The following is a 21,032-nucleotide window of genomic DNA, read 5'->3' on the forward strand; positions in this document are numbered from 1 at the left end:
TTGCGCTCCGGCGGCGGCGCAATAACGCTTCACCCCCATGAAAACCGATGCCATCGAAGTCTCCGTCAAAGCCGTCATGCCGACCGCGAACGGCTGCGCCGTGTTCCTCGGCGCCGAGGGCAGGCACTTTGTGATCTACGTCGATCATTTTGTCGGCAGCGTCATGCAGATGGCACTCGACGGCGCGAAAAAAGAGCGTCCGCTCACGCACGACTTGATCGGGCACATCCTGCTCGGTCTCGGCGCGGAACTGGAGCGCGTGCTCATCAACGATGCCAAGGAAGGCACGTTTTTCGCCCGCATTTTCCTGCGCATGGAAAACGAAATCGGAAAAAAGCTGCTCGAAATCGACGCACGCCCGAGCGACTCCATCGTGCTCGCAATCCAGCATTCGCGCCCGATTTTTGTCGCGCGCAAAGTGTTCGACTCCGCCGAGGACATGACCGAATTGCTCGAACACCTCATGGCGCAGAAGGCAGTCGAAGAAGATGACGATGAAAGTGATGACGACGGCATCGACGACATCCTTTCCGAACTCGCGGAAGACGACGAAACAGAGGATGAGGATTCCGACGACGAGGACGACGAAAAATAAGATTCCGTCCCGATTCAATCCGTCGCGGCTGCGTCTCCAGAAATAGTTTTGCATCAAAGCACACCCGCGCAATGCCCCCCGCCGCAACCACACAAAATACCGCGAAGCCCGCTTCGGCATGGAACCGCGTGAAAGAGCGCCCTTGTGCGGCGCTCCGCCCCGCCGTTCTTTATTCGGCCGGGGAGTGGCTCGTCGCCATTCTGCTTTCGGTCAATCTTGCATGGACTTCGCTCTGCCTCGGCGGCGTGCGCGCAGAGACGATGGTCTGGTCAAGCGCGCTCACATTCGCAACCGCCGCAATCGCGATGATTCGCATGATTTGGAGCGGCTCCAAATCCCATTGGGCCGCGGCGTGGCTGGTTCCTTTTCTCCTCTACGCCGGCGCAAGCGTTTTATACATCACCCCCGTGCGCTGGCTCGGCGCGCGCGAACTGATGTTGTGGATTCAGGCATTCCTCGTCTTCGGCATTGCGCTCGAAAGCCTGCAAAACAAGGGGCCCCGCCGTCTCGTGCTCGGCACGGTCGCGCTGCTCGGCGCGGTTGCGCTGGTTCTTTCCGCCTACCAGCTCAACGGCCATGAAACATGGTTGATGCTTGGACGCGTGCAGGCCGGGCAATACGTCGGACGCGCAAGCGGATTTCTCGGCAATCCCAATTCGCTCGCGGCATTCTACCTGCTATTGATTCCGCCCGTGCTCTCGCTCGCCTGGCGGCGCGGCGCAAACGGCGTGCAACGCATCGCTTGCGGATATGTCGCGCTCGCGCTCATGCTCGGCCTCGTGCTCACGCTCAGCCGCGGCGGCGTGCTCGCGTTCACCGTCGCGCTCGTTTGCTGGCCGTGGTTTGTCGGCGAGTGGCGTTTTTTTCGGCGCGCGCTCGCTTGTGCCGCGGTTCTGGCCGTTGCCGCGCTTGCAGCGCTTGCGATCTGGACCACCCTGCCCTCCGCGCGCGAACGAACGCAGAAACTCGTCCTCGATCACGGCGAAAAATCGCGCGTGATTCTCTGGCAGGCGTCGCTCGAAATAACCGCCGGCGCGCCCGTTCTCGGCACCGGCGCGGGCAGCTTCAACACCGTTTTCGAAAAACACCGCCCCGAGGGTTTTCTCAACAACCCGCAGTGGACGCACAACGAATTTCTCAATCTGCTCAGCGACTACGGCATCGCCGGCTTCGCGCTGTTTTTCGGCGCGGGGTGCGTGATCGCGTGGAAAAGCCGCCGCAAGCGCCCGCCCGGCACCAACGCCCCTCTCATGATTCCCGACGGCGTTTTGGCCGGCATCGCATTCACCCGCGCGCTCGGCATCGGGTTGCTCGGCTTTGCATTTGCGTGCATGGTGGATTTCCACATGCGCATCCCCGCGCTGGCGATGATAGTCGCGGTTTGCGCCGCCGAAATCGTAAAGCGCCGCGAAGCAAACACGCCGCCTTCGCAAATTGCACAGGGTAAAAATACGCCGCGCGATATTCCGAAAAACACAGCCCAAATCGCCACAGCCCGTGTTTTCGGACAGCGTGTAATTGGCACCGCAATCACCCTCGCGGTGCTTGCGCTGGGTGGGATTGTCTTCGTGCAAACCTACCGGGCCGAGGCCGCGCGCGTTTCCGGACGCGAACAAATCGACGCGCTCGCGGGTCGCGATCTGAAAACCGCATCCGACCGCGCCGACCGCCTGCAAACATTGACCCGCTCCGCCGCGTTTTTCGACAAGGCGATCCGGCTCGATTCCGACAACGCGCAAGCTTGGTCCGACCGCGCCTATGCGCTCGCCCTGCGCGCGCGCATTGAAAAACAAAATGCCGCGCAACTCGGCGGCGAAGCCGAAACCGCGGCCCGCGCCGCGCTTGATCGAGCGTCGGAAGTGTCCGAGTTCTGGCTGCGTCTCGGAGTCGCGCTCGACCTGCAAGCGCGCACCGCCGAGGCGGGCGATGCCTTTGCCCGCGCCCTGCAACTCGCGCCCGCAAGCCCGCTCGCGTGGTATCACCAAGCCTACCACCTCAGTCTTTCGCCCGTGAAACGCAGCCTTGCGCTCGCCGCGGCCGACATGTGCTTGCGTCTTGACCCCGGCCACACAGACGCAGATAGTTTGCGAGTGCAATTGCGGTCAAACCGCTGATCGCGAACATCCTTTCACCGCCAACAACCTTTCACGCATGACGAGATTTCTTCCCAAATTTTTCCTATTTGCCACCTTGTGCGCCGCCCTCGTCAGCGCCATGCGCGCGCAGCAAGAACCGGCGAAGGAGCCGCAGGGCGAGCTGCCCAAAAATGTCGCCAATATCATCGTCGTGCAGGTGACGGGCGAGGTGTATGTTTTCACCTCGGGGGAAACCTATCGTTTCGCGTTGCGCGCCGGCTCCATGGTGACCGAAGGCCAGATGATCGCCACCGGCCCGAAGGCCAGCGTGATGCTCGCATTCTCCAACGGCGCCACCGTGACTATCGGCGAAAACTCCCTCGTCGCGCTCGACGAGTTCACCCAAACCCCCTTCGGCGCGGTCTTCAAAATGTCAGAGGCGCTGAGCGAACCCAGTTCCTCGCAAACCAACCTCGACTTGGTGCGCGGCGAGTTGATCGCCAACGTGAAAAAACTCAACAAGGAGGAGGGCTCCAATTTCAAGGTCAACACGCCGCTCGGCGTGGCGGGCATTCGCGGCACGACCTTCCAGATTTCCTACATTCCCGACAGCCTGCAATCCAAGCCCAACGCACGGGCCGATTCGCTGACCGCCGACTTCGCCATCGTAATGCTCGAAGGTCTTGTCGAAATGAACGTCCCGAATCGCTCGCGCCCCATCCTGATTCCACAGGGCAAACAACTCGTCCTCGAAAATGTTGACATGGCCGACACCAGCGGCGCGGCGCTCGGCGACGACAGCGAGGCATCGGAACCGTCAACCTCATCCGCCGCCGCGCAAGCCATGCTGATGCAGCGCGTGCAAACAATGCTCAACGCAACCGCGGACATTTCGATTCCCGGAACACCCGGCGCAAAAATCTACACGCCAAACACTGCCGGCGCCGCCCGCGAAACCACCGATGATCAAGGCGGCCAGCAACAAAGCACGGACACTTCCGCTGAAACCGACTCATCCGGCGAAAATCTTTCCCCCTCGCCTCCCCCGCAACCCGACGCCCCCCGCCTTTCCCCGACCGACGGCACCGGCGCGTGAGTGTAGTTTTCGTGACAGGGCGGTTTCGCCGGCCCGAACGTCAGCGACATTCCGCCAACCGCCGCGTCTGGCGCTCGTAATTCTCGACGCGCCATACCCCGGATTATTTTTTCTTCGCGGTTTTCTTTTTCGCGACGGCCTTTTTCATTGGCAACGCCTTGGGGGCCTTCTTTTTGAAGACGCGCTTTTGAAGGGCGTTCCAAATTTCCTTTTCAATCGCAGCCGCGCTTTTGGTGCCGTCCACGACGACAAAACGCCCGGGCATGCCCTTCGCGAGCAAGAGATATCCGCCGCGCACTTTTTCATAAAAGTCGATATTCTCGCGCTCCATGCGGTCGGGCTTCGCGCCCTTGCGCTTGCTGATGCGCGAAAGGCTCACCTTCGTCGGCACGTCGATCACAACCGTGACATCCGGCATGACGCTGCCGATGGCGAAGCGGTTGATTTCGTTGACGGGGTCGCTGCCGAGATTGCGGGCGATGCCCTGATAGACGGTCGAGGAATCGAGATAACGGTCGCTCAGCACAACGGCTCCGCGAAGAAGCGCGGGCGCGATGACCTCGCGCACGATTTGCGCGCGCGCGGCGGCGAAAAGCAGCAGCTCGGTCTCGGCGAACATTTTGTCGCTGCCGGCATTGTGCAGGAGGATGTCGCGCACCTGCTCGCCGATCTTGGTGCCGCCGGGTTCGCGCGTGGTCACGATTTCGTGGCCGAGTTTTTCGAGGCGTTTGACGAGGCGAGCGATTTGCGTCGTCTTGCCGCTGCCCTCGGAGCCTTCGAAGGAGATGAGAATGCCGGTGCGTTGTTTGTTGGAAAGAGGCATGGTCGGAATCGGTTTATGCGCGGACTATGGAGAATTTATTTCCAACGTGCGAGGAATGTTTCGAGGTCCGCGAGCGACGGGCTGTGCGCGCTGCGCACGTAGTGCCCGGAGGTCGAGACGCCGAGCGCGAGGCAAGCCTGCGGGCTGAGTCCGAGCAACTGCCCCGTTGTGAAACCGGCGTTGAAGTGGTCGCCCGCGCCCGTGGTGATGAGCGGTTTTTCGCAAAACGGTCCGGGCACCCAAAAGTCGCCCCCGGGCGTGGCGCACGCGGCGGATTTGCGCGGATGCACGACCACGCACGCGACGGCGAGCTTCTTGCGGATGGCGCCCGCGGCGGCGCGCAGGTCGGCTTCCTCCTCGCCCTCCAAAAGACCGAGGCCGAGCGCGGCGTGCACTTGCTGCGCCTCCTTGAGATTCAGGCCGAGCGTGACGGCGCCGTGTTTTTCGTATTCCGCGATGACGTTGAGCGCGTCCACCAGATCGTGCGCGGCGCGTTTCTCCGGGTCGCAAAGGTCGAAGAAATAAATGCGGCGCGGCTGCGCGGCGGCGCGCGGCGGAAGCGCGGGGAGGACGTTTTTGAGCACGCCCTTGTAAACGTCCGTCATGTTCGGGATCATCGTCCAGTTGACGAGCGCGACGAGATCGGCGGCGGCGAATTGTTTTATGAGGCCGTCAACTCCGAGTGTCTCGACGAGTTTTTCGTAGGTGATTTCGTCGAGCGAGCGCATCTGGCCGAGCATGAGTTTGCCGTCCTCGAACTCGACCGCGGTGGTGCTGGCGGCCGCGCAAAGCGAGATCGCCTCCCTCGCGCGCGCGGCCATGTCGGCAAAGACGGGGTGCGCGCCGCCCTTGCCGATCGCGCCGACGTAGGTGAGTGTCGTGCCGGAGGCGAGGAGCGCATTGCCCATGATCGGGCCGTTGCCGCCGAGTTTTTCCATGCGCGGGTAGAACTCGATGTTGGTGGATTTGCCGGCGGCGCCCAGGACGCGCTGGCCGAAATCGGTGATCGTGGCGATGGGCGTGAACGCGTCGCCCTGCGCGGTGCGAAGCGCGACGGGCGTGACAATCGTGTCGACAAATCCGTCGAGCCCCACGAGGGCGTGCTTGGGCTGCTTTTCGTAAGCGGCGCGTTTTTGGGAAAGTTCGGCGAGGGTGGTTTGCTGGAAGGACATGGTGAATGTTGTAGGGACGTTGTAGGGGCGCACCTTGCGTGCGCCCTGATTTGGGCATGCGAAAGACTGTTTGCGCGTGAATCCACAAGGTGTATTCACACGAGGGCGCACGCAAGGTGCGCCCCTACGTTACGCTTTTTTCCTTGCCAGCGCGCGGGTGGCGACCTCGGTTTTTGCGCGTTCGAGATATTGCGCGAAGGGTTGCACGCCTTCGTCGCCGGCGGCGCGAGTGCGCACGCTGACGGACTTGGCCTCGGCTTCCTTCGCGCCGAGCACGAGCACGTGCGGGACTTTTTCGAGTTCGGCGCGGCGGATTTTTGCGCCGAGTTTGTCGCTGTGCTCGTCCATCGTCGCGCGGAGGCCGGCGGCGCGCAGTTGCGCAAGCAGGTCGCGTCCGTAGTCGAGCACCTTGTCGCTGATCGGCACGAGGCGGATTTGCTCGGGCGCGAGCCAGAGCGGGAAGTCGCCCGCGAAGTGCTCGATGAGCACGCCGCAGAAACGTTCCATCGAGCCGAAGGGCGCGCGGTGAATCATCACGGGGCGGTGCGGCTGGTTGTCGGGGCCGATGTAGGAGAGGTCGAAGCGGATGGGCAGGTTGTAGTCCACTTGCACGGTGCCGAGCTGCCATTCGCGGCCGATCACGTCCTTGATGACGAAGTCGATTTTCGGGCCGTAGAACGCGGCCTCGCCGGGCTCCTCGGTGAAGGGCACGCCGAGCGTCTTGGCGGCGTTGCGGCAGGCGGCCTCGGCCTTGTCCCAGTTGGCGGCGTCGCCGGTGTATTTGTTGGAGTCGGGATCGCGGAGGCCGACGCGCACGCGGTAGTCGGACATGCCGAGCGTGGAGAGCACGATTTTCACGAGCGAGAGGCAGCCGAGCACTTCGTCGGCGACTTGCTCCTCGGTGCAGAAAAGGTGCGCGTCGTCCTGCGTGAATCCGCGCACGCGCGTCATGCCGTTGAGCTCGCCGGACTGCTCCCAGCGGTAAACGGTGCCGAACTCGGCGAGGCGCACGGGGAGGTCGCGGTAGGAGTGCGGCTGCGAGGCGAAGATTTTTATGTGATGCGGGCAGTTCATCGGCTTGAGCATGAAGCCGTCGAGGAGCTTGTCGGCGTCCATGACGCGGTCGGGCGTGATCATGTTGGAGCCGGTGCGCTCGTTCATTTGCGCGGCGAATTGCGAGGTGACGGCTTCGAGGCGCGCGGTCATTTCGGCGCACGAGCAGCCTTCGCCGGCGATGCGCGCGAGCTGGTCGGGCTCGGCGAACGCGGGGAACTGCGACTCCTTGTAGTAGGGGAAATGGCCGGAGGTTTTGTAGAGCGCGAGCTTGCCGATGTGCGGCGTGAAGACTTGGAAGTAGCCCTGTTTGCGAAGTTCCTCGCTGATGAAGGTCTGCAATTCCTGGCGGATGATTGAGCCGTGCGGAGTCCAGAGGATGAGGCCCTGGCCAACGTCCTCGTCGATGTGGAAGAGCTTGAGGTCGCGGCCGAGTTTGCGGTGATCGCGGAGCTTGGCCTGCTCGAGGCGCTCGAGGTATTGCGCGAGTTCGTCCTTCGTTGGGAACGCGGTGCCGTAGATGCGCTGGAGCTGCTTGTTTTTTTCGTCTCCGCGGTGATACGCGCCGGCGATGGAGAGGAGCTTGAACGCCTTGACTTGTTTTGTGTAGCGCACGTGCGTGCCGGCGCACAGGTCGATGAACTCGCCGTTTTGGTAGAACGAGATTTTTTCGTCGTCGGGGATGTCGTCGAGGCGGCCGAGCTTGTAGCGTTCCTGGCCGATTTTCTTGATGATTTCCTTGGCCTCGTCGCGCGAAACCTCCTTGCGGGTGAACGCTTGGTTTTCGTCGATGACCTTTTTCATTTCGGCCTCGATTTTGGCGAGGTCGTCCATGGTGAATTTGTGGTCGAGGTCGAAGTCGTAATAGAAGCCGGTGTCCGTCGGCGGCCCGATGTCGAGTTTGGCCTCGGGAAAAACGCGGAGGACCGCGGTCGCGAGGATGTGCGAGCAGGAGTGACGGATTTCTTCGAGCGGAGTCATGGACATGATGTTTGGAAAAAGATTGAAAGACTGAAGGACTGAAAGGCTGAAGGAAAGAAAGTTTGCGGGCCGTTGGCTATGAAAAATCCTCGATGGATGTATTACGGAACGCATCTCGAAATTTCATGAGACATAAGGATGCGCATACGAACGAAGCGGCGCATGCGCATTTCTGGCAAATTTTTGCGACGCCCTCTGTGTTTCTGGCAACCACGCCCCACAGTCGTCACTGCGCCTGCTTCGCCGTCTTGAACTTCGCCGGTTTTTCGCCGGGCGGGAGCGCGAGCAGGTCGTAGTCGTGGTAGCCGGTGATTTTTACCTCGGCGAATTCACCGACGGGCAGGGTCTTCGGCACATACACGCGGCCGTCGATGTCGGGCGCGTCGGCTTCGCCGCGGGCGACGCCGGGCTCCTCGACCAGAACGCGCAGGGTGCGTCCGACAAACGAGCGGCTCACCTCCGACGCGATTTCCTTTTGCAGCGCCATCGTGCGATGCCAGCGGGACTCCTTTTGCTTCGCGGTGATTTGCCCCTTCATTTTTGCGGAACGCGTGCCCTCCTCCTGCGAATAACGGAAAACGCCCAGCCGCTCGAATTTCGTTTCGCTGATAAACTCGCACAGTTCATCGACGTCGGCGGCGGTTTCGCCGGGGAAGCCCACGATGAACGCCGTGCGCAACGCGATGCCGGGCACGCCCGCGCGGATGCGTTGCACCAAATCGCGAATGTAGGCGGAGTTGGTCTCGCGCTGCATCGCGCCGAGCATGTGGTCGCTGATGTGCTGCAGCGGCATGTCGATGTAACGCGCCACTTTTGTGCATTCGCCGATGGTGCGAATCAACTCGTCGCTCCAATGCGCCGGATGCGTGTAGAGGAGGCGTATCCAGAAATCGCCGGGGATCGCCTGCAGCTCGCGGATGAGCGTGGTCAGCGCGGAGCCGCGCGCCGAATCGACGGGCGTGCGCGGATTGGGGCGCTGCGCCCAGGTGTCCATGCCAAAAAACGTCGTGTCCTGCGAAATCAGGTTAATCTCGCGCACGCCCTCGGCGACGAGCCGGCGCGCCTCGGCGACCACGCTTTCGACGGTGCGCGAGCGGTGGCGTCCGCGAATCCGCGGGATGACGCAAAACGTGCACGGATGATTGCAGCCCTCGGCGATTTTCACGTAGGCGTAGTGGCGCGGCGTGAGCCGGAAGCGCGGCGTGTCGTAGTCGGGAATGTAACTCGAGCGCGGCGTAACGAAAGTTTCGGAGGCCGCGTTTTTCGCACGCTCCTTTTCATAAATCTCCTCGATGATCGACGCGACCTTGGTGATCTGGTCGAGGCCGAGGTAGGCGTCCACTTCGGGGAGCGCGTCGGGCAGCTCCTTCGCGTAGCGTTGCGCCATGCAACCGGCGACGATCAGCTTTTGCTCCTTGCGGCGCTTGCGCATGCCGCGGTTTTGATGCGCCTCAAGAATCGTATTGATCGACTCCTCCTTGGAGGACTGGAGAAACGAGCAGGTGTTGACGATGACAACATCGGCCTTCGCGGCCTCGGGGATCACGTTCATGCCGGCCTTGCGCAAATGCCCGACCATGATCTCGCTATCGACGAGATTCTTGGCGCAACCGAGGGAAATGAGACTGACGCTGATCATGAGAAGAAATCAGCACGAAGGGCGCGGAGCCGGAAACCATTGATTTGTTTTTCTCCGGGCTCTCCGTGTTCTCCGTGGTTGGATAAAAATCATTCTACTAAACCAAAAACCGCAGCACGGGGCTGCGGTTGAAATGCGTTCGGAAACGAAAACTTCCGTTGGCAAAACCTTATTTCTTCGCGGCCTTGGCGGTTTTTTTGGCAGCGGCTTTCTTGCGTTTAAGATAGGCGATGCGGCGCTTCTTCTTGATGGTTTTGTTGTATTGTTTGCCCATAAATGTTTGTGGTTTTGGTTGGTGAAAGGTGAAAGAGTGACGAAACAGCCCGCCGCGAGTCAAGTCCGCGTTCCCAACAACAATCCCGCGCTGAAAAGCACCGCGTAAAGCGCGAGCAATTTGCCCGTGTCGCCCAAAAGCGCGATCTGCTCCGGCGGCGTTTTGCCGGTTCGCAGCCGGCGCGCGTGCGTCCACGCCATCGGCGCGAGCGCGAGCGGCAGCAGCGTCCACGACGAGTAACCTCGCGCACACAACACAACCGGCGCAGCAAACGCGACCAGCAAACCGCACGCGAATTGCGCGCGCGAAAATCCGCGCCCGAATCGCACCACGAGCGTGCGCTTGCCCGCGCGCGCGTCGGTCTCGGCGTCGCGATAATTGTTCACCACGAGGATGTTCACCGCCAGCGCGCCCACGCCCGCGCCAACTACCCACGCCGCCGCCGTGACCGTGGCTGCCTGCACAAAATAAGTCGCGCCCACGGCGACAAAACCGAAGAACACAAAAACAAAAACATCGCCGAGCCCGTTGTAGCCGAGTGGATACGGGCCGCCCGTGTAGGCGATGCCGCAGATCACGCTCGCCACGCCGATGGCCAGCAGCGGCCATCCGCCGAAGCGCAGTAGCGTCAGCCCGCACCCGAACGCCACGCCGAACACAATCCACATCGCCGCGCGCATCGTGCGCGGACTCACCCACCCCATCGCGACGGCGCGCCTCGGCCCCACGCGCTCGGCGGTGTCGGCGCCCTTCACGTAATCGTAATAGTCGTTCGCAAAGTTGGTGCCGATCTGGATGAACAAAGCGAACAGCAGGCACGCCAGCGCCGCGGCCCAGTGAAACATGCCGTCGTGCCATGCGAGCGCCGACGCGACCATCACCGGCGCAACCGCCGCCGGCAGCGTGCGCGGACGCGAGGCGAGTATCCAGATTTTCAATACGGAGGGTTTGTCGGCGGCGTTGGACATTTTTGTTTTCGACTCAATAGCCGCAAAAAGGCGCAAGAGGCGCAAAAAGAAAAACAAACCGGCGGGCTGTTTTATTGCGCTTTTTTGTGCGTCTTTGCGGTCGTCTATTTTCTATTTCAACGCATCCAGCACGATGCCGGGCGTGAGCAATTCCGGCAGCACAACAGGCTCCGGCTCGCCGGGTTTGTAGACCAGGTTGAAGGGCACGGCGGAGCGGCCGAACTTCGCGAGCTCGGCGGTGATTTGCGCGTCCTTGTTTGTCCAGTCGGCCTTGAGCGCGACGATGTTTTTGTCGCGAAACACGCGGTTCACCTCGTCCGAGCTGAACACGAGTTTTTTGTTCGCCTGGCAGGTCGCGCACCAGCGCGCGGTGAAATCGACATACACCGTTTTTCCCGACGCTTGCGCGGAGGCGACCGCCGACGGGCTCCATTTTTCCCAAACAATATCCGTCGGCGCCGCCGCGCGCGGCCAGCCAAGCAAGCCGCCGAGCAGCAGACAGACAAGCGCGCCCGCGATGCCGATGGTTTTGCGTTTGGACGAATTGCCCGGAGCCGCGTAGCGCCCGTAAAACCACACGCCCAGCGCAACCAAAACAAACGCGAAGAGCGCCATCAAAAGTCCGTTTTCGGAAAGCTGCCCCGCGAGCACCCAAACCAGATAGCCGACGGTCGCGTAGAGCGGAAACGCCATCGCCTGCTTGAATGTTTCCATCCACGCGCCGGGACGCGGCAGCACTTTCACCGCGCCGGGAAAAATCGAGAGCAGCAGATACGGCGTCGAAAGCCCGAGCGCGATTGCCGTGAAAACGAAAAACGACTCGCCCGTTGACATGGCCAGCGCCGCGCCGAGCGCGGGCGCGAGAAACGGCGCGCTGCACGGCGTAGCCACGACAGTCGCCAGCACGCCCGTGAAAAACGATCCGGCGTAGCCTCCCTTGGTTTGCAAGCCGCCGCCGACCGATGTCGCCGAAAGCCCGAACTCAAACACGCCGCTCATGCTCATCGCAAAAATCAGCAGCAGCGCCGCCAGCGCAAAAACGAAAACCGGCGATTGCAGTTGGAAGCCCCAGCCGAGTTGTTCGCCGCCCGCGCGCAGCACCGCCAGCAATCCCGCCAGCGCCCAAAACGAAACCAGCACGCCGACCGTGAACGCGACGCCGTGCAGCGTGACCTTGCGGCGCGACGCCCCGGCCTGGTTCACGAAGCCGAGGATTTTTATGCCGAGCACCGGAAACACGCACGGCATGAGGTTGAGGATGAGCCCGCCGACAAACGCGAGCAGAAGAATCCTTGTCGAAATGCCGCCCGCAGTGGCGCGGGATTGCGATTCGCCCGCAAGACTCACCGGTGCGTCGATGTCATAACCGCGCCAAACGCCCTTCGCATCGGTGAACGCGAGCACGCCGGCGAGACGCCGGCCATCGCCCTCGTAAGAATCGGACACGGGCAGCGTCAGCAAAAGCGCGCCGTTTGCGATTTTGGCGGATTGCGCCCGGTCGTATTGAATCAACGCGTCGCGTCCGAAAAAATGCGGCGCGGCGTCATTCGACAAAACCGGCGACGGCGAAAAAACGAGCGTCACATTTTTCGCCCCCGGCGCGCGCGAGGCCGTCACGCGGGCGCTGCCTGTTTTTTCCGGCATGGGCGGTGTCGCAAAAACCTTCGCGCGCAACGCGGACGGTTTCGGCGCCGCCGCGAGCACGGGCAGTGTGACGGAAACATCCGCGCCACCGGGTTCACACACATCGGCGCACATGAGCCAGTCGGCCCTGCCCTTCAGGGTGATTGTTGTTCCGGGCGCAAGGTTTGCCGGAGCCGTGAGCGTGACGGGCAGATAAACGACATCGTCGTATCCGTTGCCGGTAATGTTGCCCTGATGATCCTTGATGGGCGACGGCACCGGCCACTGGATTTCGCCCGCCCGCCAGCCCTCGGGAAGCTCCCACGCGATCGTAGTCGGCAAACCCGTGCCGGCGTTGATCCAGTAAGTGTGCCAGCGCGGCGCGTGCTCGAGCTTGAGCGCCACGGTCACCGTCCCGCCCGGCTGGACGGACTCGTCGAGCGCGACCAACGACGCCCGCACCTGTTGCGAACCGCCGAACGAAAACAAGGAGGCAAACGCGGGCGCGCTTGCAACCGGAAGAAATCCGGAAACGACGACCAGCGCGAAGACTAAACGGAAACGTGAAACCATGACAAATTTGGCGAATAGCGGAACCATGCAGATTTTTCCCACTTTTGCCAGCCGCGCATGAAATAGAAAGGGCTGTTTTGATTTTTACGTTCGTTTTTATTGCAGGAAGCGGAAATATCCCTCTTTCTTTGCAAACTTTCGGGGGCCTTTAGCTCAACGGTTAGAGCAGGGGACTCATAATCCCTTGGTTGCGGGTTCGAATCCCACAGGGCCCACCAATTTTTTGTCCGGTGTTGTTTCCCGCGCGTTCGGGATGCCGGGCGGGTGCAATGCGGCGAGAAAGTTTATGACGTTTGGGATCAGGGGACAAACGCCGGAACCTTCCCGCCTTCCTCGGAAAGATACGCGGCCAGCGGATTATCATCCTTGAAACTGTTCAGGCCCGAGACAACGGCACGGGCGTTGAAAGCCGCGCCTTCGCGAGTGGTGTGCGTGCCTTTGTCGGCGAAAAACGGCTCGATGGCGGCACGCCCGAGTTTTTCGTAACCGCGCGCGATGATCTCGTTGAGGTCGACAAACAGCGCGCCGGACTGCTCCGCCGCCTGACGCGCCCACAAGCCATAACTGCCCGAGGCGCGGTTTATTTTGGCGCTCGCGGATTCCGAGTCCCAGCTTTTGCGCGGCACCGGAGAGCAGACCACGGGAATCGCGCCCTTGGACTTGGCGGTGGCCACGTAGTTGCGGATATACCAGCCGTAGCTGTGAACGGTTTCGGGCTTTCCCGTGATAATGTTTTTTTCAACAAAAACGGTTTCGTCGCCATTGCCGCGAATAGTGCCGCGCGCACGCGTCTTGGAGTCGCGCGGGGGCTTTTCGTTTATGGGGCCGGCATCGTTGTGCCCGAACTGCATGATGACAACATCACCGGGGCGCAGCTCTTTTAAAATGGCGTCCCAGCGTCCGTCGGTCAGAAATGTTCGCGAGCTGCGTCCGCCGATGGCGCGGTTGACGATGTTGATTTTGGCCGTGTCGAAAAACGGCCTGAGTTCGTCGCCCCAGCCGCGCTGTCCATTGGTGCCGACGCGCACGGTGGAGTCGCCGATAACCCAGAGCGTCGGCAACTCGGCGCGCTCTTTTTTGACGAGACCCGCCTTGGAAGCGTCCTCAACCGGACGATCATCCGAGGCCGCGCCTGTCGCCGCCCTGGCAAGGCAAAGTGTGAGCAAACCGAGTGTGATAAGTGTGAGATGACGCATGATGAAAATATACCAAATGCAGTGCCGATTGTTCACCACCGCGCCCACTTACGGAATGCTGTCGCCGACGAGGGCGAGGCATTGCATGGCGGCGAGGCCCCACTGGGAGGCGTCGTTGGTCGAGACCCAGGCGGCCTCGTCAACAGGATTCAGCACGGTCGGGCCTTCGATGCGTTTCGTTTCCAGCAAGTGGCGCGTGCCGGAGGAATCACCATGGTCGGCGGCGTCGTTGCGGAAGAATTCGCTCCAGGCGCGGGCGGCGAGTTTTTTGTCGCCCGTCATCTTCGCGGCGTAGGCGGTGAGACGCGAGTGGGCTTGCGCAAGACTGCCGCCGCGGACATCGGCGCCGAGCGCGGCCTTTTTCTCGTCCTTCGGCGCATTGTAAAGCGTGCAGAAGTGCAGCCAGACTTTTTTGAAACCTTCGTATTCGGGCTGGCCCTCGGTGAGCTGAATGAGCTCGGCGAAGGTTTCGACTGCGCCGAAAACGGAATCGAGGTGCGAGACGCCGATGGTCGCCGTGCTGTTGCCGGGACGGCCGCGCACGGTGAGCGGCTCGAGGCTGCCGTCGGCGATTTTGTAGCCGTAGCGGTCGCTCGTGAAAAAGCCGAGCGGCATTTTGCCCCAGTCGCGCATGCCGCGAAGGAGTTTGTCGCGATACTTCATGTCGCCGCCGCGCTCCCATTCGGTGAGCCAGGCGACGGCGAGGTTGGCCCAGTCGGTGCCGAAGCTGACGCGCGAATCGTAGGCGCCGAGCGGCGTGGCATTTTCAAGTTTCCGGGCGGGGTCGATGTCGTTGAGTTTTTTGTCCACGTCCAGGAGCTCGCGCATGATGTCGCCCACGCGTTCGTCGGCGGTGAGGTAATAGTAGATGCGGCGGTAGGCGGCGGTGGAGATGCGGACTTGTTTCGCGGAGCATCCCCAGTGCTGGACGTTGTGGCGTGTGCCGAGCCCGGCGAATTGCCCGGCGTGATAAGTGTCAACCTCGCCGGTGTGGCGCGTCATGGCCTCGGCGAGGCGGAAGACATCGGCGCGGCCCGTGCGCATGTAGTAGGTCCAGAGCCAGAGGTCGGGCGAGAGCTCGGAGTTGTCCCACGCGTAGCCTCCGACGTCGTATTTCCAAACGTGGCGGTCGCGATCGTAGGAGTGCATCACGTCGCCGTAGTTCCAGAATCCATACCAATGGCGCTGGTCGATTTGTTTTTGGTAATAATCGATCTGCCAATCGAGGCGTTTTTCGAGCGCCGCTTTCACGGGTGTGGACGTGTCGGGCAGGCCCCAAACGTCGCCGAAAACTTTTGCGGCATGGATGCGCGCGGGCGGGCAAACGAGGTGCGCGGGATTGCGGACGAGCGCGGCCATATCGGCAATGGTGTCGCGCGAGGGCGTGGCGGCGACGGCCCAGAGGAACAGCTCGCTCGAGCGGGCGATGCCGTGCGCGTCGCCGTAGCCGGGTTCGTAATCCTCGTAGGTGATGATGAGGCCGCCGTCGTATTGTTTCTTGAACGTGTCCATGCCCATGCCGTCGTGGTAGAAGCGCAGGTCCATCGCCGGTGCCTCGGGCGAATACATCCAGACGGTGACCTCGGCGGCGTCGGTGTGGGCGTTGCGCACATCGAGTTGCACAGGGTGGCGCTGCCAGAAATCGCGGAGGCCAAAGACAACGCCGCCACCTTTTGCGCCGCCGATGTAACCGGTGCCGGATGCGCGCGTGCCCTGGTCGACATCGACCCAGGCGTGCCCGGCCTTGGTGCGTTTGCGGATGGCAAAGCCGTTGGCGGAGAGTTGCGTGAGCGTGGAGTCGCCCCATTCGGGGATGTATTGAATGCGGTCGGAAACTTGCTTGTTGAACGTGGACAGTGGCGGGCAGGCGAGGCCGGCGAGTTGGGCGGACTTGATTGCGTTGCTGCCGCGCTGGTCGGGATCGCGGCGCAGGCCGGTGAGACCCATGACGGCCTCGGCCCAGAGTCCGCGTCCCTCGCCGACGTAACGAACGTGGCGGTCGTAGGGCGCGTCGGCCATGGGCACCTCGAAGCGCACGCCGAGTCCGCGAATGAAATCCTTCTCCACATTGCCGTCGAAAACGAAGCTGTGCATCATGCGCACGCATTCGCCGCCGGCGTAGAAATAGAGGCGCACGGTGAACGGCAGCCAGGTGGCGGCGGCTTCGCCGCCTAATGAAGAATGAGAAATGGATAATGAAGAATGGACCGAACTTTCCTGAAGGGGCGTGTCACCATTGCCGGTTTTTTCATTCTTCATTATCCATTTTTCATTCTTCATTAGCGCGCAGCGCGCATGAACGCCCTCGATCCTCACGACGGCGCGCACGGGACCGCGTTGCTCGACGGTGACGGCTATGATTTTGCTTTGAAACGCGGTCGTGGTTTGCGAGCCGGCGGAGCCGTCGAGGTCGGGCGCGGAAGAACTGAGCGCGACGAGGCGGCCATTGACGAGAACCGGTTTGTTTTTCGAATCGTTGCGCGTGATTTTTTGCACGAGCACATCGCCCGATTTTGCGATGACACAACGCATCACGCCGGTGTCCACCTCTACGGTGGCGTTGGAATTTTTTACCGAGACCGGTTTCGCGGGTGCGGCGGGTTTGCCGGGGGCGAGATCGAGGTCGTTGCCGATTTTGATTCCGGCGGGCACGGCGGTGGCGGTCCATTTGATCGAGCCGTCGGGCCACCAGGCGGTTGTCCAGGTTTGCGCGGGGATGGATTTTCCGGAAGTGTCGCGGAGCGCGAAATCAGTATCCTTCGCGGCGGCGCCCATCGGCCACGGCGTGCCGAAAGTCGCGCCGACATTGATCGCGGGGGCGGAGCCGTCGAGCCAGCGGATGGTTTTGACGTCCGGCGAAATGGACGCGGCTTTCGCGGGTTTGGCTGCCCTGGCGTCGGCGCCGCGCGCGAGCGACGCGGCGAGCGGCACGGCGGCCGCGGCGATGGCGGCGTTTTTGACAAAGGAGCGGCGGGTGATGGGGGCGTTTTTCATATTATAAGATTGGGCGATTTTAATATAAAAATTTAACCACGGAGGGCACGAAGGAATGCGGAGATTATATTATTCCGATCTCCGTGATTCGCCGGGGCCTCCGTGGTTAATATCAAACAGTATTGTTATTATTCGAGGTGGAAAACCTCGTTCAGGTCGCGCGACACCGGGCTGTTGTCGGGATTGCTCGGCATGATGTCGCCCATGAACTTCCACCAGCGCTGGCAGGCGTCGGTTTGCGCGACTTGCGCCCAACGTTCCTCGCTCTCGATTTCCACGTAGCCGAAAAGCTGAAGTGTCTTCGGGTCGAGGAAGATCGAGTAGTTGTGACTGCCGTGGCTCTTGAGCTCGGCGGCGAGATCGGCCCAGATGGGATTGTGGCGGCGCTGATACTCGGCTTCCTTGCCGGGATTCACGCTCATGACGAATGCTTTGCGGATCATTGTTGGAGTTGTTTTTCTGTTCGATTTAAATCGGAATTTGAAGACGACGTTTATCCTCCCGAGGCCAGTTTGAGCAGGCCCCAGAAGAGCGCGATGATGGCGCCGGAGGCGGCGCAACATGCGACAAACCCGACGGCGTCCTGCCTGTCCCACTTTCCAAATTCCCACGACGAGTTTTTGCCGAAGAGCTTGGTGTGGTCGAAGCGGCGCGGGTTGCGGCGCGTTTCCTCGATGGCCTGCGCCTCGAGTTCGGGCGTGTCGCCAACGGGTGTTTTCATTTTGCCGTAGAAGAAATCGACCTGCCCGGGGTTGCGGTTCCGCGTCAGGAGGCTCATGAGAATGAGAACGATGAAGGGCAGCGCGGCGTCCACATAGTAGCGGAGGTTTTCGCGATTGCGCGCGCTCATCGTGGCCGAGTCGACGATGCCGAGCTTGGTGGCCATGAAGTTCTCCATGTCGAAACGGCCGCTGCCTTTCAGCGGACTGTTGGGATTGTCCTTGTCCACGCGGGTGACAACCTCCCAGTAAACGGGGGCCGGTTTGCCATCCTTTTCAATGGAGGAAATCGCGAGCGACTGGTTGTTGGTCATCGCCGGAATCCACGGCGCGACAATCGGGAATGCGACATTGAGCGCGATCGCCACGATGATCGCCGTCCACGCGGCGGGCAGCGTCACCCGGCGCCAGAAGAACATAACCATGATCAGCACGCCAAAGGGCACGTTGACGGTGATGACGAGCTTAACGACCGCCATCATGTCCTTCATGAATGTCGCGGCGAAAAGCCCGACGACCAGAACCACGCAAATGGTGCACCGCGCAACAAACACACTTTTCGTCTCGCTGGCGGCGGGATTGAACACGCGGTAGATGTTGCGCGTGAACAAGGCCGAAACCGCGATGGATTTTGCGGCGAGATTCGACATCACGCCGGCGATAACCCCCGCGAGCATGAGGCCGATGAATCCGGGGATCGGGCCGAGCAGCCGCTCGGAAAGCATGCCCCACGCCGTGTCGGAATCGGCAAGCGCGTCAGGCCCGACAAAGAGCGCCGCGGCAATCAGGCCCGCGAACGTCCACAAAATGATCATCAGGCGTTTGCCGTAGAGACCGGTCACGCCCATGCGGGCGGCGGTTTCGTTTTTCGCGGAGCCCATGATGTTCATGTTCGGGCTGAGCGCGTTCATTTGTATAAGGCTTACCAGTGTGATCGCAAATATGCTCCAGCCCGTGAGCGAGCCGCCGAACAAGTCGAACATCTTTGCAGGCACCCTCTCGGCAAGCTGCCCCCAGCCGCCGATCGCGTAGAGTCCGGTCGGGATGAGCAATATGGAGAAAATAATAATCAGCGTGCCCTGCAACGCCTCCGCGACCGCCGCGGCCTGCATGCCGCCGAGCACCATATACGCGCCCACGACCGCGATAAACATTATATAAAAACCCCATTTATACACAGGCGGGCGAAGCACCGACACATTGCTGTATATATCGCCGCGCGCCTTCGCGTCGCGCAAGTCCGCCAGGCGTTGCTGCTGCGCGGGCGTGAGCGGGGTGATGTTTTCAAAACTCTTCGTGTCCGCCGCCATGTCATGGGTGATTTCGGCGACTCGGGCGCGCTGCGCGCCGGTGAGCGCACCGGGCGCGATCGCATTCAAATCCGCCAGCTCGGCGGCGATGATCGACACGCGCTGTTGTGTTTCGAGGGCGCGCAACTCGCGGAAACTTTCGACGGCGGCGCGCTCCTCAACCGTCCATGAAGCCTCGGCCTTGTTCACCAGCGACGCCGTGATCGTGTAAGCCGTGAAACTGCCGAAACCAATCAGCAGCACCGCCACGCAAATCTGGAACAGCGAATAAAACACGCCCATGCCCTTGCTGTTGAAACGGTCGACAAAAAGATCGGCCATCGTGAGCAGGCGCACGCGGCGAAACCACACGTTCATGAACCAGTAATACGGGTTGATGAACACCGTCTGGAACGAATACCACGCGTTCGACGCGCCGCTTCTGTAAACGAAGCTCGCGTTGGAAACCGCGCCCTGCGGCTCGGTGGCGTTGCCGAAGTTGAGGAACGCCTGGTAGAGCTTGCCGAGCTTGCGGCCCGCGAGGAAGTAACTCTCCTCGCCCTTTGACGAGGCGGCCTTGGCGCGCCTCCCGATGTAAACAATCGCCGCGAAATAAGCGAGAACCACCAGGATGTCCAATATTCGGATGCCGTTCATAAAATAATGCGAGTTTGGGTTATTTGATTGATGAAATTGAACAACCCGCCGCAGTGCGTTTAGGGGCAGATATGGAGGGTTGGTTACGGGTGTTTGTCATCGGGGAAAGCGAAACGGGGCGCGTGCGCATTTTCAGCACATTCAACCCGGCTTGCGCCGGCAACATTAACATTTACATGTGAAACAAGCTTGATGTCTTTCGCGAACAGCCAACTCTCTGACAGTAAGAAGCACCCATGTCCTCAACAGCCCCCTCACTCCGCGATCTCGCAAAGACCCTTGGCCTCTCGCACACCACCGTTTCCGAGGCCCTCCGCAACAATCCCCGCGTCAAGCCCGAGACGCGCCAGCGCGTGCACGCCGCCGCCAAGGCCGCCGGCTATCAATACAACCCGCTCGCCGGCGCGCTCATGTCCGAAATGCGCCGCTCGCGCGCGACCACCTTTCGCGGCGTGATCGCCATCGTCGATCTCGACGGTCCCGCGGGACGCGCGCCCAGCTCCGCGCGCTACCACCGCGAACTCACCAAGGGCGCCATTGAGCGCGCGGAGGAACTCGGTTTCAAGGCCGAGGTTTTCATCGTGGGGCACGAGGGCATGACGCCCCAGCGACTCGACACCATACTCCAGTCGCGCGGCATCCGCGGCGTGTTCCTGCTCCCCGTCAGCGACAATCCCGACCTCACAAAAATCAACTGGTCGCGCTACGCCAGCATCTACACCGATTACGTGATCGAGCAGCCTGCGCTCCACAATATCTGCCCCAATCACTACCGCGCCATGCTCATGGCGTTGCACCGCCTCCAGTCGCTGGGCTACAAGCGCCCCGGCCTCGTGATTCAACAACACCACGACGAGCGCCTCTTCCACCGATGGGAAGCCGCCTACCAAATCTACCAGCACCACTACAACAACAACGCAACCAAGGTTCCCTCGCTCCTGTCGCGAGAAATCAACCGCGCGGACTTTTCCAAGTGGTTCAAGAAATACAAACCCGACGTCGTGCTCTGCCACCGCGCCGAGGTGCTCGACTGGATGCGCGAGTGCGGCGCGAAGGTTCCGCAGTCGCACGGTTTCTGCTGCCTGAACACAATGATGAACCCCGACGTGCCCTGCGCCGGCCTGAACCTCCAACCGCGCATTCTCGGCGCGCGCGGCATCGAACTCGTCATAGGCCAACTCTACCGCAACGAATGCGGCGTCCCCGAGCTGCGCACCACGACAACCGTGCCCGCCCAATGGGTTGACGGCCCGACGGTGCGGAACCTGAAAAAGAAATAAGCATCCCTTGCGATTATTTTTGGGC

General features: G+C 61.5%; 14 protein-coding genes and 1 tRNA gene. 5 read left to right on the plus strand and 10 right to left on the minus strand.

Annotated elements, in window-relative coordinates; all coding sequences use genetic code 11:
• Window positions 1-37 precede the first annotated feature (37 nt).
• The 3 genes from M2103_RS06845 (at window position 38) to M2103_RS06855 (ending at window position 3,766) form a co-directional block, all read left to right on the plus strand.
• On the plus strand, window positions 38-595 hold the full coding sequence (locus M2103_RS06845; protein WP_108826297.1) for a bifunctional nuclease domain-containing protein: 558 nt from the start codon (window positions 38-40) through the stop codon (window positions 593-595).
• Window positions 596-666: 71 nt separating this feature from the next.
• Window positions 667-2,709 carry an O-antigen ligase family protein gene (locus M2103_RS06850; RefSeq protein WP_277509583.1) on the plus strand — a complete coding sequence of 681 codons (2,043 nt, stop codon included), beginning with the start codon at window positions 667-669 and terminating at the stop codon, window positions 2,707-2,709.
• 37 nt (window positions 2,710-2,746) lie between these two features.
• The gene (locus M2103_RS06855; protein ID WP_277509585.1) at window positions 2,747-3,766 is read left to right on the plus strand and encodes a FecR domain-containing protein; all 1,020 of its coding nucleotides are present in this window, start codon (window positions 2,747-2,749) and stop codon (window positions 3,764-3,766) included.
• Between the two features lie 103 nt (window positions 3,767-3,869).
• On the opposite strand, the gene tmk is transcribed toward M2103_RS06855, so the two are convergent.
• From tmk to M2103_RS06885, 6 genes are all read right to left on the minus strand, one after another.
• Window positions 3,870-4,589 carry a dTMP kinase gene (gene tmk, locus M2103_RS06860; protein ID WP_277509586.1) on the minus strand — a complete coding sequence of 240 codons (720 nt, stop codon included), beginning with the start codon at window positions 4,587-4,589 and terminating at the stop codon, window positions 3,870-3,872.
• 35 nt (window positions 4,590-4,624) lie between these two features.
• Window positions 4,625-5,761, minus strand: coding sequence for a PfkB family carbohydrate kinase (locus M2103_RS06865; RefSeq protein WP_277509587.1), 1,137 nt, complete (start codon window positions 5,759-5,761; stop codon window positions 4,625-4,627).
• Window positions 5,762-5,890: 129 nt separating this feature from the next.
• Complete coding sequence (thrS, locus tag M2103_RS06870) at window positions 5,891-7,801, minus strand: threonine--tRNA ligase (protein WP_345783544.1); 1,911 nt, start codon at window positions 7,799-7,801, stop codon at window positions 5,891-5,893.
• 220 nt (window positions 7,802-8,021) lie between these two features.
• Window positions 8,022-9,434 (minus strand): 30S ribosomal protein S12 methylthiotransferase RimO, encoded by a 1,413-nt coding sequence (gene rimO, locus M2103_RS06875; RefSeq protein WP_108826302.1) that lies wholly within the window; start codon window positions 9,432-9,434, stop codon window positions 8,022-8,024.
• Between the two features lie 333 nt (window positions 9,435-9,767).
• Window positions 9,768-10,676, minus strand: a complete 909-nt coding sequence (locus tag M2103_RS06880) for a 1,4-dihydroxy-2-naphthoate polyprenyltransferase (RefSeq protein WP_277509590.1) — start codon at window positions 10,674-10,676, stop codon at window positions 9,768-9,770.
• A gap of 111 nt (window positions 10,677-10,787) precedes the next feature.
• Complete coding sequence (locus M2103_RS06885; protein ID WP_277509591.1) at window positions 10,788-12,872, minus strand: thioredoxin family protein; 2,085 nt, start codon at window positions 12,870-12,872, stop codon at window positions 10,788-10,790.
• Between the two features lie 142 nt (window positions 12,873-13,014).
• On the opposite strand from M2103_RS06885, the gene M2103_RS06890 reads away from it, so the two are divergent.
• Window positions 13,015-13,090 (plus strand) — tRNA-Ile (locus M2103_RS06890).
• A gap of 81 nt (window positions 13,091-13,171) precedes the next feature.
• Here the strand turns inward: M2103_RS06890 and M2103_RS06895 are convergent.
• The 4 genes from M2103_RS06895 to M2103_RS06910 all read right to left on the minus strand — a co-directional run bounded on the left by M2103_RS06895 (window position 13,172) and on the right by M2103_RS06910 (window position 19,727).
• The gene (locus M2103_RS06895; protein ID WP_277509592.1) at window positions 13,172-14,068 is read right to left on the minus strand and encodes a rhamnogalacturonan acetylesterase; all 897 of its coding nucleotides are present in this window, start codon (window positions 14,066-14,068) and stop codon (window positions 13,172-13,174) included.
• A gap of 48 nt (window positions 14,069-14,116) precedes the next feature.
• Window positions 14,117-17,062 carry a twin-arginine translocation signal domain-containing protein gene (locus tag M2103_RS06900; protein ID WP_277509593.1) on the minus strand — a complete coding sequence of 982 codons (2,946 nt, stop codon included), beginning with the start codon at window positions 17,060-17,062 and terminating at the stop codon, window positions 14,117-14,119.
• A gap of 128 nt (window positions 17,063-17,190) precedes the next feature.
• Entirely contained in the window at window positions 17,191-17,505 is a 315-nt protein-coding gene (rhaM, locus tag M2103_RS06905) for an L-rhamnose mutarotase (RefSeq protein WP_108826304.1), read from the minus strand.
• 50 nt (window positions 17,506-17,555) lie between these two features.
• Entirely contained in the window at window positions 17,556-19,727 is a 2,172-nt protein-coding gene (locus M2103_RS06910; RefSeq protein WP_277509594.1) for a hypothetical protein, read from the minus strand.
• Window positions 19,728-19,963: 236 nt separating this feature from the next.
• On the opposite strand from M2103_RS06910, the gene M2103_RS06915 reads away from it, so the two are divergent.
• On the plus strand, window positions 19,964-21,007 hold the full coding sequence (locus M2103_RS06915) for a LacI family DNA-binding transcriptional regulator (protein ID WP_277509595.1): 1,044 nt from the start codon (window positions 19,964-19,966) through the stop codon (window positions 21,005-21,007).
• Window positions 21,008-21,032: the final 25 nt, after the last annotated feature.

Origin of the sequence: Ereboglobus sp. PH5-5, assembly GCF_029504805.1 — a bacterium.
Taxonomy (GTDB): Bacteria; Verrucomicrobiota; Verrucomicrobiia; order Opitutales; family Opitutaceae; genus Ereboglobus.